Origin of the sequence: Pseudomonas sp., from assembly GCF_046581935.1 — a bacterium.
GTDB lineage: Bacteria > Pseudomonadota > Gammaproteobacteria > Pseudomonadales > Pseudomonadaceae > Aquipseudomonas.
In genome coordinates this window covers 165,212-187,964 of sequence record NZ_JAYGFK010000003.1, presented here as the reverse complement: position 1 = coordinate 187,964, position 22,753 = coordinate 165,212, and the positions used below count along the sequence as shown (strand labels likewise).

The following is a 22,753-nucleotide window of genomic DNA, read 5'->3' as shown; positions in this document are numbered from 1 at the left end:
GTCCTATTAGAAGAGTTTGCGGTATTGCAGAAATCCGGAACGGTCGGCGATGCGCTCGTACAGCTGCATAGCGTCTATGTTGCTTTCGTGGGTTAGCCAGTGCACCCGTGAAGCGCCGGCGGCGCGTGCTTGAGCATAGACATGCTCGATCAACTGGCGACCGATACCGCCGCCGCGCAGGCCGTCGGCGACAAACAAATCCTGCAGGTAGCAGTAATCGCCCACCGTCCAGCAACTGCGGTGATAGATAAAGTGCACCAGCCCCACGGCGCGGCCATCCTGCCAAGCCAGGGCGGCATGCATCGGCTCCGCCGGGTCGAGAAAACGCTGCCAGGTTACGGCGCTGGTGGCTTCGGCAATCTCGGCTTTGTAGAAATGCAGGTAGCCTTGCCACAGCGGTAACCAAGCGGCGTGATCGGCGGCGCTGATCGGGCGGACTTCAATGCTCATGAGTCTTCCTTTAGTGAGTGATGGTTATTGATGTGGCTAGCCAGCTCGCGGTCGCGTGGCTCAAAGCTGCCTGCCAGACCTTCGCGCATGCCGGCCTGGTCAGCCTGGCTGCGGTTCTGGCCGAGCTTCCACTTACCTTCCAGGCGCTGAATCGGCAGGGCGAAGCCGACGATGGCGCGCAGCATGCTGTCGATGTACTCACGCGGTGCATCGCTCACCGCCCAGGGCTGCGGGCGGTCGGCCTCGTACAGCGCGCTGAGGCGGCTGACCAGTTGCAGCAGGCGCTCGGGGTCATCGAATACCTCGGCGCGGCCATGGGCCTGCACGCTGATGTAATTCCAGGTCGGCACCACCTTGCCGTGCTCAGCTTTGGCGGCGTACCACGACGGGCTGATATAAGCCTCCGGTCCCTGGAAAATCACCAGCACTTCGCTGCCTTCGGCCAGGTCGCGCCACTGCGGGTTGGCGCGCGCGAAGTGGCCGTAGAGCGTGCCGTATTCACCTTCGTCAGGTGCTAACAACAGCGGTAGGTGGCTGGCGAGCAAGCCCTGACTGCCGTGGCTGACGAGCGTGGGCAAGCGGCTGTCGCGCATCTGCTGGTGCAGCGTGGCGAGGTCGTCCTGGCGGAAGGCGGCGGGTGTGTACATGGGCGGACTCCTGGCGAGATGGAGCCATGCTAGGTGGTGTATTGGTCTGTTGTAAGATCCATTTCTTGCGACTTGGATGGGGCCAATTGATATGCAGACCGTCCGCGCCTTCGAGCAGCCCCGTTCACCTTCTGCGGGGCTTGACTCTGTCCTTAGGGGCAGACTTTACCCTGCGCGCTTCTATTCATAGTCAGCGAGCAAGGATCACGGGCCACGATGAGCACATTATGTTTGGTGACAGGGGCCAACGGGCATCTCGGCAACACGTTGGTCAGGGCGCTGCTGGCGCGCGGTGACAAGGTGCGCGCAGGTGTACGCAACCTCGACAACCGCGCGTCTTTCGAGGGGCTGGCCTGTGAGCTGGTCTATGCGGAGTTACAGGACAAGGTGGCCATGCGCAAGGCACTGGAAGGCGTGGATGTGCTCTATCAGGTCGCTGCCGTTTTCAGGCATTGGGCCAGAGACCCCAACGCGGAAATTATTCAGCCCAACATCAACGGCACCCGCTTGTTGCTGGAGGCCGCCGCCGAAGCTGGCGTCAGGCGCATTGTCTACGTCAGCTCGGTTGCTGCCGTTGGGCATAACGGCCAGTTGTTGGATGAGGCGTGCTGGAATGATGAGGCGAGCAACCCTTACTACCTGTCCAAGATCCTCTCAGAGCGTATGGCCTGGAAGGTCGCGCAAGAGCACGACCTGTGGATGGTTTCGGTGTTGCCCTCGGCCATGATCGGCCCCAACGCCAATCGCCTTACCGATACGATGAGTTTTCTCGCGGCGGTTCAGGGCCGCCGAGTGCCGCTTGATCCGAACTTCCACTTCAACTTTGTGGATGTGCGAGATGTTGCTGAGGGCATGATCCAGGCTGCAGAGAAAGGCCGCTCCGGCCAGCGCTACATCCTCGCCAATCGCTACTCGTCACCGCTGGCCGTGTTAATCGACGCCGCCAATCACATAGGCCCCGGCCATCGCCTGCCGCCGTTAGCGCCCCGCTGGTTGCTGCTGGGTTTGGCCTGGTTGCAGGAACGTCTGGCGCGGGTGACTGGCAAACCCGCTGAGCTGCTCGTTAGCCAAGTGCGGCTGTTCTATGGCGTAAGGCAGGAGTACAGCATTGCCAAAGCGCAAGCCGAGCTGGGTTATTGCCCGAGACCGCCGGAGCAGGCGCTGAGGGCTGCCTTTGGCTATTTAGCTGTTCGGGGGACTGGTGGGGTAATTGCATTGATTTGACTTGCCATTTGCAGCGGATTTTACCTGCAGAGAAGGAGCGGCAACAGGATGTGTGTAAGTCCTTCTCCATATCGTAGACATGCCGAGGAATTCCAATGCCTGCGAGGTCTGCGCGCCAGCTAAATCATTTGAACGACAACCTTGCCTTTGGTGCGCCCACTGTCAACGTAGGCCAGTCCTTTGTGGGTGTCCGCAAACGGGAATACTTTGTCGACGATTGGGCGGATCACGCCTAATTCAACGAGACCGGTAATCTTGCTCAGATGCGCTCCGTCGGCCCGCATGAATAAAAACGTGTAGTGCTTTGCGCTCTTCTTTGCTTGCTTCCTAATGCTAAAACTCAGTAGGCGCAGCACCTGTTTGAGCGGCCAGGCCAAGCCACGTGAGGCGGCGAAGGTTGGGGTGGGCGGCCCGGAGATGGAGATGAGATGCCCGCCGGGCTTGAGAATCTGCATGGATTTTTTCAGTTCGTCATTGCCGAGGCTGTTCAGTACCACGTCGTAGTCACGCAGCTCAGCGGCGAAGTCCTGCTTTTTGTAGTCGATGACGACGTCGGCACCCAATGCTTTCGCCCAGTCGACATTGGCAGTGCTCGTGGTCGTGGCCACGAATGCGCCCAGGTGCTTGGCTAGCTGGATGGCAACAGTCCCCACGCCACCGGAGCCGGCTTGGATGAATACCTTCTGTCCCTTCTTCAGCTTGGCGGTTTCGACCAGTATCTGCCAGGCAGTTAGCGCTACCAGGGGAATAGCGGCGGCTTCGACCATGCTGAGGTTCTTAGGCTTTAGCGCCACTGACGATGCCTTGATGGCAATAAACTCGGCAAACGTGCCGATACGGTCATCGTCCGGGCGCGCGTAAACCTCATCGCCTGGTTTGAAGTTGCGTACGCGCGCGCCGACTCGTACCACGGTCCCGGCCATGTCGTTGCCCAACACAAGAGGAAGGCGATAGGGAAGGATCAGTTTAAATTCGCCGCTCTTGATCTTCGTATCCAGCGGATTGACGCTCGCGGCGTGAATTTGCACAAGAACGTCATCGTCCCCCATATCTGGGGTGGGCATTTCGCCGATGCGGCCGACTGCTTTTTTCCCGTAACGCTCAATGATGAATGCCTTCATGGTGAGACCGTGCTCCAGCGTTTTTGATTAAATGTATTCGAGAGTACCGCGCGCACAATGCGTGGCCCGTACCTGGGGTTTTGGATCGATGCGCTTACCAGTTTTCTTTGAACGGTCTCAGGTCGAGCTCCTGCGTCCACGCCGATTTCGGTTGTCGATGCAGCATCCAATAGTTTTCGGCGATCGCTTCGTACCCGAGTAGGCCGTCCGCAGCAGCAAGGTTCACCCTATCCGGAAAGGCGGCTTGAAGCCGATCCCCAAGAATGCCGCCATCGATGACTACGTGCGCGACGTGGAGCCCTGTGGGGCCGTACTCACGGGCCATGCTCTGCGCGATCATGCGCAGCCCTGCTTTGGCAGCCGCGAAGTGGGCGAATCCGGGCTTGCCGCGCAGGCTGCCCGAGGCCCCTGTGAATATCACCGTGCCCCGGCCCTGCGGGGCCAGCCGACGTGCGGCCTCGCGACCGACCAGGAAGCCGGAGTAACAGCCAACGCGCCAGAAGTCCTCAAACTGCGCGGCGGTTAGTTGGGTGAAATCGATGAAGGCATTGTTGCCCGCATTGGAGATGACGACATCGGCGGGCTCGCGCCCAGGTATGGGCTGCATCGCGAGGTCAAAGGCTGCGATCACCTGCGCTTCATCGGTCACATCGGTTGGACATGCCTCGGCACTGCCGACGCCCAGCGCGCTGATTTCTGCCACCACTGTCTCGATCTTGGCCGGCGTGCGTCCTGCCACGATGACGTGGTACCCCTCGCGGGCAAAGCGTTTGCAGACGGCACCGCCAACGCCGCGCACTGATCCCACACCGAATACAATTGCCGTTGGCTGACTCATTTCATCGCTTCCGTTGTGCTGTGCGGACTAACTGTCCCGCTGGAATCCTGTCGTGCATTGAGGAAGGCCAGTGCCGTAAGCACGAACTCACCGTAATACTGGAAAATCCCGCCATGCCCTGCGTCTTTGTAGATGACCAGTTGTGAGTCAAAGATGCGCCGCGCCAGTTCGTGACTGTTTTCGGTAGGCACCATGATGTCGTTGTCGCCATTGGCGATTAACACCGGGATGCGGATGCTGTCGAGCGCTTGAGGTGCCTGCCGTCCCCAGGCCTTGATGGCTTTGAGTTGGCGCAGAAACGCAGCGGGGGTTGGGCCCTTGTCTCGGTCCAGCTTGCGCTCCTTCAGGCTCTGCAGAAAAGCCCGTGCCGCTAGCCGGCCATCGGCCGAAGAAGTGAAGAACAGGTACGTCTTGGGATCGCGTAGGGTGAACAAACCTTTGACCATGAGCGGCCAGGAGACCTTATCTACCTGCGCGATACCTGTGCCGCCAGCCGGCCCCGTGCCAGTCAGAATCAGCCGGCGCACCAGGTCGGGGGCTTTCAGCACGATGTCCTGCGCCACGAATCCACCGAGGGAGAAACCGAGCAGATCAACCTTGCTAAAACCCAGCGCGTGGATCAGTGCGATCACATCCCGTGCCATTGCATCAATGGTCACCGGTGCCGTTCCGCCTGAAGCGCCGATGCCTCGGTAGTCGATGGCGATGACGCGATGCTTGCGTGCAAGCCCGTCAACAATTCGTGGGTCGAAATTGTCGAGGACCGCACCCCAGTGGTTAAGAAGAATCAGCGGTACACCGCTACGCGGCCCCAACTCGCGGAACGCGAATGGGGTCCCGTCGACGTCAATCGAACGGGTCGGGGTGTCGATGTAGCTGATGTTCAACTCGCCCGCTTGATTGGCGTGCGGTGCCTTGACTGTCATTGTTTTCTCCGGCGTAGAGCGCCATGCGTTGCGCAGATCAATCGACCAAATTGCAGAATCTAGGGCTCACCGCCAGGGACGGCGGTGGTTTCCCTACGCGAGGCTGTTGAATTTCAAGGCGCGGCTTGATAACGCTCAGCGACGTGCGCTTGGCGCAGATCGGAAACTAGGCCCAATCGCGCGGCGTTCAGTGCTTCCCAGTGTGCGGCGTCATGCAATGGCGGGATCGTCACCAGTTCGCGGCGATCGAAGCCGACCAGTGCCGCATCCACCAAGTCATCAACGTGCATCAAGTCGGCAAGGGTGTTGACGTCGATGCCAGCACGTTCCCAGATCTCGGTGCGGGTGCCAGCCGGAAGCACGGCCTGCACGTAGACACCTTTGGGCGTAAGTTCAAGGCTCAGACCCTGCGACAAGAACAGAACGAAGGCTTTGGTTGCACCATAGACCGACATGCCGAACTCAGGTGCCAAGCCGACCACTGAGCCGATGTTGACGATCGCGCCTTTACCAGCTTGCGCTAGGCGTGGCGCTATGGCGCTCGCTAGCCTCACTAAAGCGGTGGTATTGAGGGTGACCAAGCGGCCGACATCCTCGGTCGATTGACTGATGAAGCTACCGGACAGTGCGGCTCCAGCGTTGTTAATCAGGATTTCTATTTTGGCGTCTTCGCGCAGGCGTGCTTCGACTGCAGCCAATTCGTCGGGCTGGGTCAGGTCTGCTGGGAGAATATTGACTGTTACCCCGGTTTCCTGGCGCAGGCTTTCAGCGAGTGCTTCCAGGCGCGCCTTGTCGCGGGCAACCAGCACCAAGTTATGGCCTCGGTGTGCAAAGCGTTGCGCGTAGGTGGCACCAATGCCGGTGGATGCGCCAGTGATAAGTACAGTTGAGTGCGATGTCATGATTTTTTCTCTGGTCGAGTGGTCAGCCCATGACGCGATAGGCGCCATGGTCGATTGGCTACTGAGCGTTGCAGTTAGCGAGGGTCGGATAGTCGGTGTAGCCCTTGGGGCCGCCGCCATACAACGTGGTCGGGTCTAGCGGATTAAGCGCCGCGCCGGTCTTCAATCGTTCGACCAGATCGGGATTGCTGATGAACGGGCGACCAAAGGCAAACAGATCGGCTTTGCCTTCGTTCAGGCGGGCGTTGGCCAATTCAAGGTCATAGCCGTTGTTCGCTAGGTAGGTGTTGGTGAATCGGCTGCGCAGGGCGTCGAAGTCGAAGGGAGCAACATCGCGCGGACCACCGGTGGCACCTTCCACCACGTGCAGATAGACGATGCCCAGCGCGCTGAGTTGGTCTGCAATGTAGTTGTACTGCGGTTGCGGGTCGCTGCAGGAAATTCCGTTCGCCGGCGAGACCGGGGAGATGCGTACGCCTGTGCGTTCGGCTCCAATTTTATCGGCTACTGCCGCAGTGACTTCCAGCAAAAGCCGGGCACGGTTCTCAATGGAGCCGCCATACGCATCTGTACGCGTGTTGGCACCGTCTTTGATGAACTGTTCGAGCAGGTAGCCGTTGGCACCATGCACTTCAACCCCATCAAACCCAGCGGCGATGGCATTGGCCGCTGCCTGGCGGAAATCCTCGACGATGCTTGGGATTTCATCCAGCGAGAGTGCGCGTGGCTGGGAGACATCGGTAAAGCCATTGTTGACGAAGGTTTTGGTCTCGGCGCGGATCGCCGAGGGTGCAACCGGCGCAGCGCCATCGGGCTGCAGATCAACATGAGATACACGTCCGACGTGCCACAGTTGAACGAAAATCCGCCCGCCCTTGGCGTGAACGGCGTCGGTCACTGTGCGCCAGCCATCAATCTGCGCCTGGGTGTATAGACCGGGGGTGTCCTGGTAGCCCTGAGCCTGTGCCGAGACCTGCGTGGCTTCGCTGATCAGCAAGCCCGCAGAGGCGCGTTGGCTGTAGTAAGTGGCGGCATGCTCGCTGGGCACTAGGCCCGTACCTGCACGGTTTCGGGTTAGCGGTGCCATTACGAAGCGATTAGAAAGCTCAAGTGAGCCAAGTGTGTAAGGTCCGAAAATCGTGTTGTCAGTCATGGTTATCTGCGCCGCTTCTTTTCTAAAAAGTCGCGTAATGATTTCGATCATAATCTTTACTGTCAAGAATTTTGATTATGATTGACATCAATGTATATTGCCGACTCTATTGATGGTGGATTTAGGGAGTAGCTGGGCATGAAGGTCACCAAAGCGCAGGTGCAAGCGAACCGCGCGCGCGTCGTTGAGACAGCCTCGGTGCTATTTCGCGAGCGGGGTTACGACGGGGTGGGGATTGCAGACTTGATGGCCGCCGCCGGCCTTACCCACGGTGGCTTTTACAAGCACTTTGCTTCCAAGACCGAACTGCTGGCTGAGGCGTCGAGTTGTGGTTTTGCACAGGGCGCAGCCAAAGCCGAGGGCATGAGTGCGGTTGAATTCGTCAAGCACTACCTGTCTCGTGAGCACCGCGACATGCGTGGTGAAGGTTGCACGATGGCAGCACTGTGCGCAGACGCGGCTCGGCAGCCCGAGTCAATTAAGACGGCTTTTGCGTCCGGCTTTGAAAGCATGCTGGCGACCCTTGCACAGCAAACGTGTGAGGGGGACGGTCAGCGCGCTAGATGCATCGAAGTGATTGCTCAGGTGGTCGGTGCGCTGATGCTGTCGCGGGCGTGTCCAGACGACTCACCCTTCGCCGACGAGATTCTGGATGTTTGCCGTGCGGCAGTTTTAACCAAGCCGTCCCTGCGCCCCAGCGAGTAAAGTGCGCACTCGGCAGTCCACCGGTTGTCATTGTGGTCCGGTGACAAATTGTGCGTGTGCCGGTACGGCCGCCAATGCCCTACCCCGAGTCGTGCTTCGTAAAGGTATACCGTCTATTCAGCGTCCAATACTGGGTACTTCTTGGCCTTTTATGAGGGCGACGCAAGCGGGTCTGGTGCGGTGCAATTTCCCATCGGGGTAATAGCGCTGGCAAACAATGCATTTACCTCTGCTTGCAGCTCTACTAGTCGCTTGTCCCGCGCGGTAAGCGCAGCGATATCTGCCTGCACCTGCTGGCGCTTGGCGGCTATTCCTTGATTGGCCAATTCCAGGGAGAAAACCTGCTGGCGCTCTTTCTCCTTGAGCAATGGCTGCATCTCGGCGAGCTGGAAGCCGGCAGCTTGGGCGACGCGGATCATGCGGATGATGGCCACGTGGTGTGCGTTATAGAGGCGATAGCGCCCCTGCCGGCTGAGTGTGGGCAATAGGCCGAGGCTCTCGTAAAGGCGTATGGCTTTCGGCGTACAGCCCGTCAGTTCAGCAACTTTGCCAATGTACATAGTGGAATTCCGTTCCTTGTTCGGGCCAGGGGCAGCGGGTTTTAGTCGGCGTACATGGTGGATGATAGGGCGAGCGCCAGACCGCCAATCAGGCCAGAAAGTACCCTGGGTAGCCTACCTGATGCGCGTCAATAAATAGCGGCTGTGTACAGGGTCACCCTTGAGCTGGGGCGCATGCTAGAACGCGTATTGGTCTGTTGTAATGTGGTCTTCTTGCGACCTCAGTGGAGCCAATTTCTATGTCTGCCCCGATTGCCCCGCCTTTGCCGGTGGACCTCTCCGGTATCCGCCTCGACCCGCAGCAGGGCTTGGCGCGTCAGCTGTATCAGGCGCTGCGTGAGCGCATTCTTGATGGTCGCCTGCAAAGCCGCACGCGGTTGCCGGCGAGTCGCGACCTGGCGCAGCTCTTGGCGATTTCCCGCAATACCGTGACCCGCGCCTTTGATCAGCTCTACGCCGAGGGGTATATCGAGGGTCGCACGGGTGACGGCACTTACGTTGCCGAACTGAGTGCCGTTAGTCGACCAGTGCCATTGGCGACCGCGCCGGTAGCGCAGAGTGCCGCGCTAAAGCGCTTGCAACAACATCACCTGAGCCCACCGCTAAGCGGCCCGCCACGGGCGTTTCGCGTCGGCGTGCCGGCGTTTGATCTGTTTCCGTTCGAGGCCTGGGCGCGTTTGTCGGCGCGCTTTTGGCGTAAGCCGTCGCCGGCGCGGCTGGGTTATGGCGACCCGGCCGGCGACTGGCAATTACGCGAGTTGATCGCCGCTTACCTGCGCAACAGCCGTGGCTTGCATTGCGACCCGGCGCAGATCGTGGTCACCAGCGGCGCTCAGCAAGCCATCAGCCTGTGCGCGCAACTGTTGGTGACGCCGGGTGATCGGGTGGCGGTGGAGAATCCTGGTTACCGCGCCGCCGGCCATGCCTTGGCGGTGGCTGGCGCGCAGTTGTGCGGCGTGGGGGTGGATGCTGACGGCTTGGATACCGCTGCATTGGCGCAGATTGAAAATTGCCGGCTGGTCTACCTGACGCCGTCACACCAGTACCCCACCGGCGTCACCTTATCGCTGGCGCGGCGTTTGGAGCTGCTGGAGTGGGCCGAGCGTCACGACGGCCTGATCATCGAGGACGACTACGACGGCGAATACCGCTACAGCGGCACGCCGTTGGCACCGCTCGCCGCCCTCGACCGGCAGGGCCGGGTGCTCTACGTCGGCACCTTCTGCAAGATTGCCTTTCCGGCGTTACGCCTCGGTTATCTGGTGTTGCCGCCGGCATTGGCGGAGGCCTTTGCCCAGCGCCGCGCGGTGGATATGCGTCATTCGGAGATTGGCACTCAGGCGGTGATGGCTGAATTTATCGCCGCCGGGCACTTTCAGCGGCATATCCGCCGCATGCGCACGGCTGCTCGCAGTCGCCGTGATGCGTTGCTGGCGGGTTGGCCTGCTGACGTGCCGGGTTGCGCGCCACTGCCGTTGGTGGAGGCGGGTTTGCACCTGTGTGTGCGGGTCGACAGCTTGGCCCGCGAGCGCGAATTAATTGCCAGCGCTGCACGCGTCGGCGTGGAGTTGAACGGGCTAAGCAGTTATTGGCTGCCGGACAGCGCCACCCCCGAGGATGCCCGCGCCGGGCTGGTGCTGGGCTTTGCTGCGGTGCCCGAAGCGCAGATTGACCAGGCCTTACAGCAGTTGCGTAAGGCTTGGCATGTGGCAGAGGCGGGCTGCCGGGTTTAGCGGCCGAAGCCTTCTGTGCGCATTTGCTCTAGCGCCGCTTGCAGGCGTGTGACGACTTCGTCGGGGGTGTCTTTGTTTATCGCGAGGTACATATCTGAGGTGTTGAAGCTGAGCACGACCTCCAGGTCAGTGACGCCTTGCTCACTGGCATAGGCGCGCCAGACTGGATCGGAGGTGGCCCACAGGTCGATCTGCCCGCGCTGCAGCTTGCGGATATTCTCCTGATCGCGCAGGGCGTTCTGCGTGGTGAAACCCAGGCCCTGCAGATGTTGGCTTACCGCCGAGCTTTGGTAAGCACCGATGCGATAGGCTTTGGCCGATTCCAGGTTATCCACTATCGGGTGTTTGCCTGTGCGGCCGACCAGCACACTTTGATCTTGGGCAATCGGGCCAACCCACTTGAACAGCGGCTTGCGCGCCTCACTCATGGAGGTGGAGAACAGGCCGTGGTTGGCCTTGGTCATGGCCTGCTGGTAGATGCGGTCCCACGGGAAGCGCAGGGTCAGGCTGTAATCGATGCCCGCGCGCTTGAACATCTCGCGCACGATGTCGGTGCTAATGCCCTGGATATTGGCATCGCGGGCGAAGTTCTTGCCGTTCTCGGCCATGTTGAAGGGGGGGAAGTTTTCGGTTAGCAGCACCATCTTGTAGCCGGGCGGTAAGTCGGCCTGGCTCAGGGGGCTGAACAGCAGGCCTAGCAGCAGCGCCGCTAAACCGTGGCGGCGTAAGCGCGGAAGATGTTCAAGAAGCTGCAACATGAGTGTCCTGCCTTCTTAGTGATGTCAGGTTGTGATGCCGCAGCACTGCCCGGATAGGGCAAGGCTGGTGAGTGGTACGTGTGCTGCAGTTAGGCAGCCCGCCTGGTCAGGGTGGTTGCGAATGGGTGTGTGCCGACACAAAAAGTCGCCACCACGCTAACCAGGCGGGCTGTTTGGTGCGGCGGAGCTAGGGATTGCCCGGCTCCGCCTGCGAGGAAGTGGCCGTGTGCTGGGTATAGGCATGCGGCCACCCTCGCAAACTCGTATGCAACACCCGCACATCACCGTGCGGGTGTTGCAGCGCTGGGTCTATTCTGCGTTGTCGCTGTTGTAGATGCGTTGATCCAGCTCATTCTCGCTGCGGCCGACCAGGGTGGTGGTCATCAGGTCACCGGCGACGTTGACCGTGGTGCGGGCCATGTCGAGGATGCGATCAATACCAGCGATCAGTGCCACGCCTTCCAGCGGTAAGCCTACCGAGGTCAGTACCAGACCAAGCATGATCAACCCAGCACCCGGTACGCCGGCGGTGCCGATCGAGGCCAGGGTGGCGGTGAGGATAATCATCAGGTATTGGCCGCCGTTGAGATCAACGCCGAAGGCTTGGGCGATAAACAGCGCCAATACGCCTTGGTAGATGGCGGTGCCATCCATGTTAATCGTCGCGCCTACCGGCAGGACGAAGCCGGCCACGCCTTGCGACACACCAAGGTTCTTGCGCGCACATTCAATCGACACCGGCAGGGTGCCGGCGCTGCTTGAAGTACTGAATGCCACGGCCAGCGCTGGCGCTACGCCTTTAAAGAAACGCAGCGGGCTGAGGCGCGCGAGCAGGGCCAGCAGGCCGCCATAAACCAGCAGCATATGGGCGATGCTGGCCAGGTAGATAACGCCAATTACGCTGGCCAGCGGCAGCAACACTTCGATGCCGTGGGAGGCCACCACGCCGGCAATCAATGCGAATACACCAATTGGTGCGCAGCGCATGATTAGGTCGGTGAGTTTGTAGAACACCTCGGCCAGACTGTCGAACAGCTTGACTGCCGGGGCGGCTTTTTCGCCGATCAAGTTCATGCTCACGCCTAGGGCGATGGCGAACACGATGATCTGCAGAATGTTGCCTTCGGCGAATGCCGTTACCGGGTTGGTAGGCACCAGGCCGACGAGGATTTGCACCAGCGACGGTGCCTGTTTGGCTTCCTGCGCACCGCTGGCGACCATATTCATGCCTTCGCCCGGTGCAAACAGGGCACCGAACAGCAGGCCAATGCTCACCGCAAACGCAGTGGTGACCAGGTAGATGGCGATGGTTTTGACGCTGATGCGGCCGAGCTTGGCGCTGTCACTCATGGCGGTGATACCGGCCACCAGGGAGACGAATACCAATGGCACGATGAGCATCTTGATTGCATTAAGGAACAGTGTGCCGATAGGTGCGAGCACCTGTGCATCGGCCTTGAACAGTACGCCAGTTAGCACACCGAGCACGAGGCCGATAAGAATTTGCTGCCATAGCGGCATGCGGCCTAGGAAGCCTAGGAAGCCTAGGAAAGAGGTCTTGCGCTGACTCATGCGTGTCACCCGAATTGTCGTTTTTGTGGGGCCTTTTTGGCCTGAGCGGTGCCGCCCGGCAGACGAGGGCGGAAAGGCCATATGCCCGGCGTAATGCCAGATTTATGGCTAAAAAAACGCGCCGGTCCTTGCGGATGCGGCGCGTTGTATTGCTCTGTGGTTAGCCTTTGAGTGGTACCAGGCGTGGGGCGATCATATTTTCTGGGCGCAGGATCTCGGCCAGCTCGGCGTCACCCAACAGCTTCTCTTCACGCACCAGCTCCAGTACTCCGCGGCCAGTTTCCAGCGCGACTTTGGCGATGCGCGTGGCGTTTTCGTAGCCGATGTAAGGGTTGAGTGCGGTGATCAGGCCGATGGAGTTTTCCATCAGTTCACGGCAGCGCTCTTCGTTGGCGGTGATGCCGTCGATGCACAGCTCGCGCAGCATATCCATGGCGCGGGTCAGCAGGCGGATCGAGTCGAAGATCTTGTAGGCGATCAGCGGCTCCATAACGTTGAGCTGCAGCTGGCCAGCTTCAGCGGCCATGGTCAGCGCCAGGTCGTTGCCGATTACTTCAAAGGCCACTTGGTTGACTGCTTCCGGGATAACCGGGTTGACCTTGCCTGGCATGATCGAGCTGCCCGGCTGACGTGCCGGCAGGTTGATTTCGTTGATCCCGGTACGCGGGCCGCTGGAGAGCAGGCGCAGGTCGTTACAGATCTTCGACAGTTTGACGGCGGTGCGCTTGAGCATGCCGGAGAACAGCACGAACGCGCCCATGTCTGACGTCGCTTCAATCAGGTCGGCGGCTGGTGTCAGCGGTTGGCCGCTGATAACGGCCAGGCGCTTGACCGCCAGCAGTTGGTATTGCGGGTCGGCGTTGATGCCGGTGCCAATCGCGGTGCCGCCCAGGTTCACTTCAGTGAGCAGGGTTGGGGCGAGCAGTTTGAGGTGCTGCAGGTCTTCGCCGAGGGTGGTGGCGAAGGCGCGGAATTCCTGGCCCAGGGTCATCGGTACGGCGTCTTGCAGCTGGGTGCGGCCCATCTTCAACACGTGGTTGAACGCCAGGTGCTTTTTCGACAGCGACTGGATCAGCTTATCCAGCGCGGTCAGCAGGCTTTCGTGACCCAGCAGCAGGCCAAGGCGAATGGCGGTGGGGTAGGCGTCGTTGGTCGACTGCGCCATGTTCACGTCATTGTTCGGGTGCAGCTGCTTATAGTCGCCTTTCTCGAAGCCCATGGCTTCCAGGGCGATGTTGGCAATCACCTCGTTGGCGTTCATGTTGGTCGACGTGCCGGCGCCGCCTTGAATCATGTCGACCACGAACTGGTCGTGGAACTCGCCCTGAATGATGCGTGCGCAGGCGGTGCTGATCGCTGTGTGCTTGGCTGCGCTCAAGTGGCCCAGTTCGCGGTTGGCGTCGGCCGAAGCCTGCTTGACCATCGCCAGGCCGATGATCAGTTTCGGGTAATGCGAGAGCGTCACACCGGACAGGTGGAAGTTCTGTACGGCGCGCAGGGTCTGGATACCGTAATAGGCGTCAGCCGGAACTTCGAGGGTGCCGAGCAAGTCTTTTTCGAGGCGAGTAGATGCAGCAGCGGACATGATGGAGGTCATCTCAGGAAATGCGGCTTATGCCGCGATGTCCCGTAGATTAGGGGCTGTGCTCCGGTTGTGGCCAATGCTGTTAAACGCTGGGCCATGCATAATCGGCATAACGCTGGCGTGACGTCCCGTATTGTTCGGACGTACAGCGAGCTTGTGGGAGGGGCTTCAGCCGCGATCGTCGCCGCTAAAGCCCCTCCCGCAATGTCTTGCCTCGGAGATCGGCTGCGCAGATGAGTAAACGTAGGATGGGTTAGTCGCCTGCCATCATTGGCAAACTCCAAGCTACTTGAGGTGCGGCGTAACCCATCACAGGTGTAATGCGGTCAGACCGTCTGGTGGGTTACGCGCCGCATACCCAGCGCATATTCAATAAGGATCGGTGTAGGGCGGCGCTAGCCCACCCTACGCATTGGGCAAATTATCGGGAGCCTGGGATGAACCTGGAAAGTAAATGGCTGGATGATTTTGTCACCCTGGCGGCCACCCGCAGCTTTTCCCAGGCTGCGCAAAAGCGTTTTGTCACCCAGCCGGCCTTCAGTCGTCGGATTCGCAGCCTAGAGTCGGCGCTGGGGCTGACGCTGGTTAACCGCGCCTGTACGCCCATCGAGCTCACCGAGTCCGGTCAGCTGTTTTTGGTCACGGCGCGCAGCATGGTCGAACAACTGGGCGATGTTGTGCGGCACTTGCATAACCTGGAAGGTCAGCGCGGTGAGGTGTTGCAGATTGCCGCCGCACATTCACTGACCCTCGGCTTCTTCCCGGAATGGATTGCCCGCCTGCGCCGCGAAGGTTTGCCACTGAACACCCGGCTGGTGGCAACCAACGTAGGTGAGGCGGTGCATGCGTTGCGTGAAGGTGCCTGCGACTTGATCCTCGCGTACTACGACCCAGACGCCGCCCTGCAGATGGACCCGGAAATATTCCCCTCGCTGCACCTAGGCCGCACGGAAATGCTGCCGGTGTGCGCAGTCGGTGAAGACGGTGCGCCGCTGTTTGACCTCAATAGCGGCCAAAGCGTACCGCTGCTGGCCTACAGCGCCGGGGCCTTTCTCGGGCGTTCGGTAAATTTATTGCTGCGTCAGCGCGCCTTGCGTTCGACCACGGTGTACGAAACGGCGATGGCCGACAGCCTGAAAAGCATGGCCCTGCAAGGCATGGGTGTGGCGTGGGTGCCGCGTTTGTCGGTAACGGCCGAATTGGCGCGCGGGGAGTTGGTGGTGTGCGGCGATGAACAGTGGCAAGCACCGCTGGAAATTCGCCTGTACCGTTGTGCCCTGGTGCGCAAGGCGGCGGTGCGTCTACTTTGGCGCAAGCTGGAAGGCGGCTTGGGTGGGCCAGAGGAAGAGACTAAGGGCTAATAAGCTCTTAAGGATTACACTGATATCATTCTGGCATCACACAATGTCGGCTACTCTTCCTGTTTATGAGTGTTTGCAGGAGCCAGATCAGCATGTCGGCCCCCCCCGTTATCAGTTTGAGCCAATGGATCTGGCGAGCGTTTGCGCAAAGCGCCTTGATACCGCTGGTGCTGGTGGAAACGGTGCTGATCGCCATCTACCTGTTAAGCAACAACGCTATCCGTGATGCGCAGATCGAGCATTTGCGGCAAACGGCATTGAGTGACCTGCAGGCCTCTGCGCGAATTCAAACACGGATTATTGATGGGCAATTGATGCAAATCGAGGCCCTGACCAACACCTATCGCAACCTGACCCAGCGCGCCCTGCTGCAACCGGCGAGCGGCGCGCCAGAGCTGGCGATCACCGCCAGCGGCGCGCGATACAGTCCGCATGACAATGGCGGCGCGGCGTTCTTCTATTCAGCAGCCACGCCTGCTGCGCAACATGAGCAGAGCAAGATTGCCCAGTTGGCGACGCTTGATCCGCTGATGCGCGAGTTCAAACAAAGCAACCCGCTGGTGGCCAGCCTGTACTTCAACAGCTGGGACAGCCTTAACCATATCTACCCCTGGTTCAAAACCCAGGAGCAGTACCCACACGATATGGTCATCCCCGATTACAACTTCTATTACCTCGCCGATGCCGCGCACAACCCGCAGCGCAAAGTGGTGTGGACCAATGTCTACCTCGACCCGGCAGGCCAGGGGTGGATGATGTCGGCGATTGCCCCGGTGTATCGCGATAATTTTTTGCAGGGCGTCAGCGGTGTCGACATCACGGTTGACGGCATCCTCTCGCAAATTGACCAACTGGAAGTGCCTTGGAATGGCTACGCCATGCTGGTCAGCGAGAAGCTGAATATCATGGCCCTGCCCAAGACGGGTGAATATGATTTCGAACTCAGTGAGCTGTCCAGTCACTCATCTGAGCAAGCAATTCGTCAGGAGGTCTTCAAGCCCGAGGACTTTAACTTAGCTAACCACGAGCTAACCCGCACTTTGGCCGCGGCCGTGGCTGCTCAACCGCAGGGTGTTTTGTCGGTGGTATTGGCTGGGCACCGCCACTTGATTGCCTGGGCAACGATCGAGCGTACCGGCTGGCATCTGCTGGCGGTGGTGGATGAAGCACAGGTGTTCAGTCAAACCAACTTCCTCGCCAGCCGCTATCAGCAGATCGGTTATTTGCTGATTGCTGGGTTGGTGCTGTTTTACCTGCTGTTTTTCACTTTTATGTGGCTGCGTGCACGCCGTCTGGGCCAGCATTTGCTTAGACCGATTGCCGGTATTTCCACGATGATGGCGGCTATCGGTAAGGGGCAGTGGCAACCTGAACGGGTGACTTCCGATATTTGTGAGCTGGATGACATGGCCGTCCAGGCGGCACAAATGGGCAGTACCCTGGCGCAGAGCGAGTCGCGTAATCACGCCGCTCAGCAGCGCCTTGAACTGGTGCTGGAAGGTGCCACTGAAAGCCTTTGGGAATGCAACTTTGATACAGGCCTGGTTCACTTGCGTGGCCGCTTTGGCCAGCGTTTCGGCTTCCCCGAGCAAACGTTGCGTGAAGAGGATTTTCTGCAGCGCGTGCACCCGGATGATGTGGAATCTATCCACAGTGCGGTGCAGCGCGTGCGCGAGGGTCGTAGCCAAAGCTATGAGGCCGAGTTCCGCTTTGCCGATGCAGCCGGCAATTATGCTTGGCTGCTAGGGCGCGGTCGGGTGCTTGAGTATGACCCGCAAACGGGCTTGCCGCGTGTGCTGGCGGGCACCGATGTGGACATCGATGCACTGAAGCTCAGCCAGGCGGCTTTGCGCCAAGCGACACAAGAGGCGCAAACGGCCAACCAGGCCAAGTCGCGGTTTATCTCCAGTATGAGTCACGAGCTGCGCACACCGCTCAATGCCATTCAGGGTTTTGCCCAGTTGATCCGCATGGGGGATTTACCCCCCACTAAGCAGAGCCAATATCTCGAAGAGATTCTGTCGGCTGGCCAGCACCTCAATCAGTTGGTCGGCGACATCCTGGATTGGTCGAGTGTGCAGGCGCAGAAGCCACAGCTTGAGCTACAGGCGGTGGACGTTGCGACGATCATGAGCGAGTGCGCCGATCTGGTTCGCCTAGAGGTTCGGGGCCATGGTTTGCAGTTCAACGTTGATCTGCCAAGCATGCCACTGCAGGCCCGCGCCGAGCCGCGTCGGCTGCGTCAGGTGCTGCTCAACCTGTTGTCCAACGCGATGAAATACAACCGCCCGAATGGCCAGATTAGCTTCAGTTATCAGGTGCTCGACGGGCATATTCGCCTTCTGGTTGACGATACCGGGTTGGGTATCAGCGCTGCACAACAGGCGCTGCTGTTCGAGCCGTTCCAGCGCCTGGGTCGGGAAAATACCTCGATTCAGGGCACTGGTATTGGTCTGTCACTGTGTCGCGAATACGCCAGCCTTATGGACGCCAGTATCGGCATACGCAGCGAGCCTGGTGTGGGCAGCAGCTTCTGGATCGAGTTGCTGCGGCTTGAGCCTGTCGTCGTCCCGGCGAATAGCCAGCGCGTTGCGCATATCTTCTACGCGGATAACGACGCTGCGAATCAGCAAGCCGTGCGTGAGGCGTTGTCTGGTCTGGGCCGCGTCAGTGTGGCCGGCGATGCTCGGGTGGTGCTGGGGCAGCTGTTGCGTGATCCGGCCGATTTGCTGCTGCTTGATCTCGAACTGCCCGGTATGGCCGGCGAGGAGTTGCTCAAGCAGTTGCGTAGTAACCCGCAGACCGCCGCCATGCCGGTGGTGCTAATGGCTGCCGGGATGAGCGCCGAGGTGGCTGCTGCAGCCGTCAACTGCCAGGGTCTGCTGAGTAAACCTCTGGATTTGAACGAATTGCATGGCCTGGTCGAGGCCCTGTTGAGTGAGGTGTTGGATGATGCTGAGTGAGTCCCTGCGGTTTTCTAAAGTAGTGGTGGTCGATGATGTCAGCGCTAACCTGCGTCTGCTGGAGTCGAGCCTAAAGGTGCTGGGCTTGCGTGAGATCAAGGCATTCAGTGATTCGGCGCAAGGCCTGCAGTGGCTGCTGTCTCAGCATTGGGACCTGTTGCTGCTTGATCTCGACATGCCGGCCCCGGACGGTTTCGAGATTTTGCGGCAATTGGCGGCGCGTGATCGCAACAGCGCTCCGGTGATTCTGGTAACGGCCCTCAGCGATGTGGAAAACCGCCGCAAGGGCCTGGAGCTGGGGGCTAATGACTATGTCTGCAAACCCTTGGACCTGCCCGAATTACTCCTGCGGGTATGCAACAACCTGCAACTGAGCCAGGCCAGCCAGGCGTTGCAGCGCGAACGCGATCAGCTGGAGAGGCATGTCCAGCAGCGTACTGAGCAACTGAGTGTCAGTTACCAATCGGTGATTCGTTGCCTGGCGCGGGCGGCGGACTACAAGGATAACGAAACCGGTAACCACATCATGCGTATTGGCGAGTCTGCCGCCATCCTGGCGCGTGCCTACGGCATGGATGAGCAATGGGTGGAGCTGCTGCGTCAGGCCGCGCCGATGCACGATGTGGGCAAGATTGGTATTCCCGACAACATCCTCTGTAAACCTGGCAGGCTCGATGAGGCCGAGCGACTGGTGATGAACACCCATGCGCAGATTGGTCACGACATCCTCCAGGATGTTGCGGCTTCGCCATTGCTCATCTTGGCGGCCGAGATTGCCCTGCATCACCATGAGAAATGGGACGGCAGCGGTTACCCGCAAGGCCTCAAGGGCGCGAAAATACCGCTGTCAGCACGCATCGTTGCACTCTGCGATGTGTATGACGCGCTGCGCTCCACGCGGCCATACAAGCAAGCCTGGACAGCGCAGAGGGCTCAGGCGTTGATTCTTGAACAATCTGGAACGCATTTTGATCCGCATCTGGTGCAGCTGATGGCACCACTGTTTGAAGATATTGAGAAGCTGCAAAGCAGTCTGGCGGATGAGGACGCTTTAAGTTAAATAGCTCAGTGCAAAAGTAAAGCTATAGATCTGGGGGGGTAGCCAACTGTTAAATATGGAAGAACTGCCCCGGGGTAACCCGGAACTGCTGTTTGAATGCATCACTAAACGCTGACAACGCATCATAACCACACTGGTCGGCCACCTCTGCGACACGACAGCCTTGTTGCAATAGCGATAATGCATGAATAAGGCGAACCCGTTTTCGCCACTGTTGGAAGGTTAAACCTGTTTGCAGTACAAACAGTCGGCTTATGCTGCGGCCAGTCAAGCCGATGTCATTCCCCCATTGTTCAATGCTACGGCGATTCGCCGGGTCGTTTTGTAAGGCTTGGCATATCTTGAGAATACGTTTGTCACTGGGCAGTGGCAGCTCCATCGTAACGCTGGGTTGATCTTGTAATTCGTCGAGCATGACCTGCGCTAGTCGTGCTTGCTTTGAGTCCACGGCGTAGTAAGGGTCACCCTGACAAAAGCGGATGACTAATTCACGGCACAGCGGCGAAATTTCACAAACTAATGGTTGTTGCCACTCATCGGCACATAGCAGTGGCGTTGAAATATAAAGGCTACGCATCTCTGCCGCGCCTAATGAAACGACCCGGTGTTCAATATTTTGCGGTATCCAAATGCCATAGTTGGGTGGTGAAACATAGCTGACGTTACGCGTCTGTACCTGCAGAATCCCGGTAGCGGCATAGGAAAACTGCCCCCAGGCATGCTGATGCCAGGCGGTGACGCTGCCTTCTTCGCCCCAGCTTTCTGGGCGGCCCCAGATGGGGCGCGGCAGTTGGCTGAAAATAGGAACCTGCCGTTCATGTCTGGTATTCGACATTTTTCGTCCTGACATCGGTAGCCCGATATTTTTCGCTAATGTACGGTAATCCGACGGAAAGTTAAATCCAGCGTTAATGTGAGTAATCGGCTGATGAATATAATTAAAAAGGAGTGGTTTTTATTTGCCATGGTCGCGGCAATTGGCCTGGCGGTATTGATGCCAGATATTGGCAAAACCGGCGGATGGCTGCAGTTGGGTTGGTTAACCAGTATTGGTATTGCACTTATTTTCTTTCTTCATGGTATTGGCCTATCGTCACAGAAAATAAAACAAGGTTTAAGTAACTGGCGTTTGCACGTGCTAATTCAGGTTACTACTTTTGTTATTTATCCGTTAATTTGGGTAATAGCAGGGCAAGGCATGCTGGCCTTGCTGCCAAGCGCACTGGCTATTGGCTTCTGTTATTTATTTGCCTTGCCGAGCACTATTTCATCATCAGTCGCGATGACCAGCATTGGTAAAGGTAATGTGCCCGGCGCGATATTTAACGCCTCGTTGTCGAGCATTCTCGGGATTATCCTTACGCCGTTATTGGTTGGCTTGTTTACCGATGTGCAAGGTGCACAGATGGAGATGACCGCCACGATTGTGTCGGTGGCCAAATTGCTGCTGCTGCCGATGGTAATTGGCCAGCTCTGCCGCCCCCTATTAGCAGCACTGCTTGAGCGCTATAAAAGCATCACCAACAAGGTCGATAAGTGGGTGATTTTGATGATTGTGCTCAATGCCTTTAGTGATTCGGTTGCTGAGCATATATGGGTCGGGTTTTCAGTTTATTTGTTGCTGAGTTGTGTGGCGATTTGCCTGGTGGTGTTGCTTGCGATTGCTTACTTCCTTCAGTTCAGTTGCAAGAAACTGCAATTCAACCATGAAGATGAAGTGGCGGCCGTATTCTGCGGCACCAAGAAAACCTTAGCGGCGGGCATCCCCATGGCCAAAGTGATTTTTGGCGCTAACCCTAACCTGGGCATGATCTTGCTGCCGATCATGCTTTATCACCCGATCCAGCTTTTCTATTGCGCGATGTTAGCCAACCGCTACGCCGCACGCGCTACGACCGCAGCGACGGCAGTGGCGGCGAAATAGCAGTGAAGTGCGTGCTGCGACGGTGTCTAGGTCGTTATCGGTGACTGTGTTCGTGTGGCGTAGCCCCAGCCTTGCTCTTCAAGGATGGGCGTCTCACCACACTGGGCGGTGAGACGCCAATGGGCTATGCACTTAGGTGCCGGATTTGATGGTGTTCCACACGCGGGTGCGTACGCGCTCGATCTTTTGCGGCAGGGGTTGCAGCACGTAGAGGGTTTTCTGCGCTTCGGCGGTTGGGGTCAGGCCGGGGTTGTCGCGGATCTCCGGGCCCACCAGGGGCATGGCGTCCTTGTTCGGGTTGGGGTAGCCGAGGAAGTCGCTGATCGGCGCAACCACTTTAGGGTCGAGCAGGTTGTTAAGGAACTCATGCGCTTCGGCGACGTTCTGCGCGCTTTTCGGTATGGCGAAGGAGTCGTACCACAGCGGCGCGCCTTCCTTCGGCAAGCGCCAGTCGACCACTACACCGTTACCGGCCTCTTTGGCGCGATTGGCGAACTGGTAGAAGCTGCCCGAGTAACCGATGGCCACGCAGATGTCGCCGTTGGCGATGTCAGTCATGTATTTGGCTGAGTGGAAGTAGGCGACATAAGGGCGAATTTTCAGCATCAGCTCGGTGGCTTTTTTGTAGTCATCCGGGTTTTTGCTGTTTGGGTCCAAACCCAGGTAGTGCAGGGCGATGGGCAGAATGTCGCCGGGTGAATCCAGCATGGCCACGCCGCATTGCTTGAGCTTGCTGATGTTCTCTTCTTTGAAGATCAGGTCCCAGCTGTCCACGGGGGCATCGGCCCCCAGCACTTCTTTGACCTTGTCCGGGTTAAAGCCGATCAACACGGTGCCGTACATATAGGGCACGGCGTACTGGTTGCCGGGGTCGTTGGCGGTCATCAGCTTGAGCAGGCCAGGGTCGAGGTGCTGCCAGTTGGGCAGCTTGCTCTTATCCAGTTTCTGGAATACCCCGGCTTTGATTTCGTTCTCCAGGAAGGTGTTGGTCGGCACCACCAGGTCGTAGCCGGAGTTGCCGGTGAGTAGTTTGGCCTCCAGCGCTTCGTTGGTGTCGAAGATATCCCAGGTTAGCTTGATGCCGGTTTTGTCGGAAAAGTCCTTGGGCACCGAGGGCAGGATGTAATCAGCCCAGTTGTACACGCGCAGTTCGCGCTGCTTGCTTGGCGATTGTTCTGCTGTTTGTGCCTGGGCCGCCGTAGCCGCTAGGGTTGCGCCGCAGATGGCGACTGCGAGCAGGTGTTTGATCGTGTTCATCGTGTCTCACCCCT

General features: G+C 58.9%; 20 protein-coding genes. 7 read left to right on the top strand and 13 right to left on the bottom strand.

Going from position 1 to position 22,753, the window contains the following annotated elements; translation table 11 throughout:
• Positions 1-6 precede the first annotated feature (6 nt).
• Together VCA57_RS02900 and VCA57_RS02895 are read right to left on the bottom strand one after the other, a co-directional pair.
• The gene (locus VCA57_RS02900) at positions 7-450 is read right to left on the bottom strand and encodes a GNAT family N-acetyltransferase (RefSeq protein WP_411183457.1); all 444 of its coding nucleotides are present in this window, start codon (positions 448-450) and stop codon (positions 7-9) included.
• On the bottom strand, positions 447-1,097 hold the full coding sequence (locus tag VCA57_RS02895; RefSeq protein WP_411183456.1) for an FMN-binding negative transcriptional regulator: 651 nt from the start codon (positions 1,095-1,097) through the stop codon (positions 447-449). Before VCA57_RS02895 ends, VCA57_RS02900 begins: the two co-directional genes overlap by 4 nt.
• A 216-nt stretch (positions 1,098-1,313) precedes the next feature.
• Between VCA57_RS02895 and VCA57_RS02890 the strand changes: the two genes are divergently transcribed.
• Positions 1,314-2,321 carry an NAD-dependent epimerase/dehydratase family protein gene (locus VCA57_RS02890; RefSeq protein WP_411183455.1) on the top strand — a complete coding sequence of 336 codons (1,008 nt, stop codon included), beginning with the start codon at positions 1,314-1,316 and terminating at the stop codon, positions 2,319-2,321.
• Between the two features lie 119 nt (positions 2,322-2,440).
• Here VCA57_RS02890 and VCA57_RS02885 read toward each other — a convergent pair whose 3' ends face one another.
• The 5 genes from VCA57_RS02885 to VCA57_RS02865 all read right to left on the bottom strand — a co-directional run bounded on the left by VCA57_RS02885 (position 2,441) and on the right by VCA57_RS02865 (position 7,261).
• The gene (locus tag VCA57_RS02885) at positions 2,441-3,442 is read right to left on the bottom strand and encodes an NADP-dependent oxidoreductase (RefSeq protein ID WP_411183454.1); all 1,002 of its coding nucleotides are present in this window, start codon (positions 3,440-3,442) and stop codon (positions 2,441-2,443) included.
• Positions 3,443-3,536: 94 nt separating this feature from the next.
• Positions 3,537-4,280: an SDR family NAD(P)-dependent oxidoreductase gene (locus tag VCA57_RS02880; protein WP_411183453.1), complete on the bottom strand. Its 744-nt coding sequence runs from the start codon at positions 4,278-4,280 to the stop codon at positions 3,537-3,539.
• Positions 4,277-5,206, bottom strand: a complete 930-nt coding sequence (locus VCA57_RS02875) for an alpha/beta fold hydrolase (protein WP_411183452.1) — start codon at positions 5,204-5,206, stop codon at positions 4,277-4,279. The genes VCA57_RS02880 and VCA57_RS02875 overlap by 4 nt, the downstream gene beginning before the upstream one ends.
• Positions 5,207-5,319: 113 nt before the next feature.
• A complete protein-coding gene (locus VCA57_RS02870) occupies positions 5,320-6,108 on the bottom strand; it encodes an SDR family NAD(P)-dependent oxidoreductase (RefSeq protein ID WP_411183451.1) in 789 nt (262 codons plus the stop codon).
• A gap of 58 nt (positions 6,109-6,166) precedes the next feature.
• Complete coding sequence (locus VCA57_RS02865) at positions 6,167-7,261, bottom strand: alkene reductase (RefSeq protein ID WP_411183450.1); 1,095 nt, start codon at positions 7,259-7,261, stop codon at positions 6,167-6,169.
• A 138-nt stretch (positions 7,262-7,399) separates the two neighbouring features.
• Here VCA57_RS02865 and VCA57_RS02860 point away from each other — a divergent pair, with 138 nt between their 5' ends.
• Positions 7,400-7,966 (top strand): TetR/AcrR family transcriptional regulator, encoded by a 567-nt coding sequence (locus VCA57_RS02860; RefSeq protein WP_411183449.1) that lies wholly within the window; start codon positions 7,400-7,402, stop codon positions 7,964-7,966.
• A 149-nt stretch (positions 7,967-8,115) separates the two neighbouring features.
• Here the strand turns inward: VCA57_RS02860 and VCA57_RS02855 are convergent, their stop codons facing one another.
• Positions 8,116-8,526: a MerR family transcriptional regulator gene (locus VCA57_RS02855; RefSeq protein WP_411183448.1), complete on the bottom strand. Its 411-nt coding sequence runs from the start codon at positions 8,524-8,526 to the stop codon at positions 8,116-8,118.
• Positions 8,527-8,765: 239 nt separating this feature from the next.
• Between VCA57_RS02855 and VCA57_RS02850 the strand changes: the two genes are divergently transcribed.
• Positions 8,766-10,259: a PLP-dependent aminotransferase family protein gene (locus tag VCA57_RS02850; RefSeq protein WP_411183447.1), complete on the top strand. Its 1,494-nt coding sequence runs from the start codon at positions 8,766-8,768 to the stop codon at positions 10,257-10,259.
• On the opposite strand, the gene VCA57_RS02845 is transcribed toward VCA57_RS02850, so the two are convergent.
• The 3 genes from VCA57_RS02845 to aspA all read right to left on the bottom strand — a co-directional run bounded on the left by VCA57_RS02845 (position 10,256) and on the right by aspA (position 14,174).
• Complete coding sequence (locus tag VCA57_RS02845) at positions 10,256-11,017, bottom strand: substrate-binding periplasmic protein (RefSeq protein ID WP_411183446.1); 762 nt, start codon at positions 11,015-11,017, stop codon at positions 10,256-10,258. The two genes, VCA57_RS02850 and VCA57_RS02845, sit on opposite strands and share 4 nt — an antisense overlap.
• A 309-nt stretch (positions 11,018-11,326) precedes the next feature.
• Positions 11,327-12,589 carry a dicarboxylate/amino acid:cation symporter gene (locus VCA57_RS02840; RefSeq protein ID WP_411183445.1) on the bottom strand — a complete coding sequence of 421 codons (1,263 nt, stop codon included), beginning with the start codon at positions 12,587-12,589 and terminating at the stop codon, positions 11,327-11,329.
• Positions 12,590-12,749: 160 nt separating this feature from the next.
• On the bottom strand, positions 12,750-14,174 hold the full coding sequence (aspA, locus tag VCA57_RS02835; RefSeq protein WP_411183444.1) for an aspartate ammonia-lyase: 1,425 nt from the start codon (positions 14,172-14,174) through the stop codon (positions 12,750-12,752).
• 437 nt (positions 14,175-14,611) lie between these two features.
• On the opposite strand from aspA, the gene VCA57_RS02830 reads away from it, so the two are divergent.
• The 3 genes from VCA57_RS02830 (at position 14,612) to VCA57_RS02820 (ending at position 19,558) form a co-directional block, all read left to right on the top strand.
• Positions 14,612-15,535 (top strand): LysR substrate-binding domain-containing protein, encoded by a 924-nt coding sequence (locus VCA57_RS02830; RefSeq protein ID WP_411183443.1) that lies wholly within the window; start codon positions 14,612-14,614, stop codon positions 15,533-15,535.
• A 92-nt stretch (positions 15,536-15,627) separates the two neighbouring features.
• Positions 15,628-18,498: an ATP-binding protein gene (locus VCA57_RS02825; protein WP_411183442.1), complete on the top strand. Its 2,871-nt coding sequence runs from the start codon at positions 15,628-15,630 to the stop codon at positions 18,496-18,498.
• On the top strand, positions 18,488-19,558 hold the full coding sequence (locus VCA57_RS02820; protein ID WP_411183441.1) for an HD-GYP domain-containing protein: 1,071 nt from the start codon (positions 18,488-18,490) through the stop codon (positions 19,556-19,558). Before VCA57_RS02825 ends, VCA57_RS02820 begins: the two co-directional genes overlap by 11 nt.
• A 49-nt stretch (positions 19,559-19,607) precedes the next feature.
• On the opposite strand, the gene VCA57_RS02815 is transcribed toward VCA57_RS02820, so the two are convergent.
• Entirely contained in the window at positions 19,608-20,393 is a 786-nt protein-coding gene (locus VCA57_RS02815) for an AraC family transcriptional regulator (RefSeq protein WP_411183440.1), read from the bottom strand.
• A gap of 93 nt (positions 20,394-20,486) precedes the next feature.
• Here VCA57_RS02815 and VCA57_RS02810 point away from each other — a divergent pair, with 93 nt between their 5' ends.
• Positions 20,487-21,482: a bile acid:sodium symporter family protein gene (locus tag VCA57_RS02810; RefSeq protein ID WP_411183439.1), complete on the top strand. Its 996-nt coding sequence runs from the start codon at positions 20,487-20,489 to the stop codon at positions 21,480-21,482.
• Positions 21,483-21,614: 132 nt separating this feature from the next.
• Here VCA57_RS02810 and VCA57_RS02805 read toward each other — a convergent pair whose 3' ends face one another.
• Positions 21,615-22,739: a polyamine ABC transporter substrate-binding protein gene (locus tag VCA57_RS02805; protein WP_411183438.1), complete on the bottom strand. Its 1,125-nt coding sequence runs from the start codon at positions 22,737-22,739 to the stop codon at positions 21,615-21,617.
• Between the last annotated feature and the right edge of the window lie 14 nt (positions 22,740-22,753).

Bases quoted from the DNA above. Each gene is read 5' to 3' on its own strand.
- aspA (WP_411183444.1), bottom strand. From the start codon at position 14,174: ATGTCCGCTGCTGCATCTACTCGCCTCGAAAAAGACTTGCTCGGCACC.
- VCA57_RS02845 (WP_411183446.1), bottom strand. From the start codon at position 11,017: ATGTTGCAGCTTCTTGAACATCTTCCGCGCTTACGCCGCCACGGTTTA.
- VCA57_RS02875 (WP_411183452.1), bottom strand. From the start codon at position 5,206: ATGACAGTCAAGGCACCGCACGCCAATCAAGCGGGCGAGTTGAACATC.
- VCA57_RS02900 (WP_411183457.1), bottom strand. From the start codon at position 450: ATGAGCATTGAAGTCCGCCCGATCAGCGCCGCCGATCACGCCGCTTGG.
- VCA57_RS02895 (WP_411183456.1), bottom strand. From the start codon at position 1,097: ATGTACACACCCGCCGCCTTCCGCCAGGACGACCTCGCCACGCTGCAC.
- VCA57_RS02815 (WP_411183440.1), bottom strand. From the start codon at position 20,393: ATGTCGAATACCAGACATGAACGGCAGGTTCCTATTTTCAGCCAACTG.
- VCA57_RS02885 (WP_411183454.1), bottom strand. From the start codon at position 3,442: ATGAAGGCATTCATCATTGAGCGTTACGGGAAAAAAGCAGTCGGCCGC.
- VCA57_RS02870 (WP_411183451.1), bottom strand. From the start codon at position 6,108: ATGACATCGCACTCAACTGTACTTATCACTGGCGCATCCACCGGCATT.
- VCA57_RS02820 (WP_411183441.1), top strand. From the start codon at position 18,488: ATGCTGAGTGAGTCCCTGCGGTTTTCTAAAGTAGTGGTGGTCGATGAT.
- VCA57_RS02810 (WP_411183439.1), top strand. From the start codon at position 20,487: ATGAATATAATTAAAAAGGAGTGGTTTTTATTTGCCATGGTCGCGGCA.
- VCA57_RS02805 (WP_411183438.1), bottom strand. From the start codon at position 22,739: ATGAACACGATCAAACACCTGCTCGCAGTCGCCATCTGCGGCGCAACC.
- VCA57_RS02840 (WP_411183445.1), bottom strand. From the start codon at position 12,589: ATGAGTCAGCGCAAGACCTCTTTCCTAGGCTTCCTAGGCTTCCTAGGC.
- VCA57_RS02865 (WP_411183450.1), bottom strand. From the start codon at position 7,261: ATGACTGACAACACGATTTTCGGACCTTACACACTTGGCTCACTTGAG.
- VCA57_RS02855 (WP_411183448.1), bottom strand. From the start codon at position 8,526: ATGTACATTGGCAAAGTTGCTGAACTGACGGGCTGTACGCCGAAAGCC.
- VCA57_RS02830 (WP_411183443.1), top strand. From the start codon at position 14,612: ATGAACCTGGAAAGTAAATGGCTGGATGATTTTGTCACCCTGGCGGCC.
- VCA57_RS02890 (WP_411183455.1), top strand. From the start codon at position 1,314: ATGAGCACATTATGTTTGGTGACAGGGGCCAACGGGCATCTCGGCAAC.
- VCA57_RS02825 (WP_411183442.1), top strand. From the start codon at position 15,628: ATGTCGGCCCCCCCCGTTATCAGTTTGAGCCAATGGATCTGGCGAGCG.
- VCA57_RS02860 (WP_411183449.1), top strand. From the start codon at position 7,400: ATGAAGGTCACCAAAGCGCAGGTGCAAGCGAACCGCGCGCGCGTCGTT.
- VCA57_RS02850 (WP_411183447.1), top strand. From the start codon at position 8,766: ATGTCTGCCCCGATTGCCCCGCCTTTGCCGGTGGACCTCTCCGGTATC.
- VCA57_RS02880 (WP_411183453.1), bottom strand. From the start codon at position 4,280: ATGAGTCAGCCAACGGCAATTGTATTCGGTGTGGGATCAGTGCGCGGC.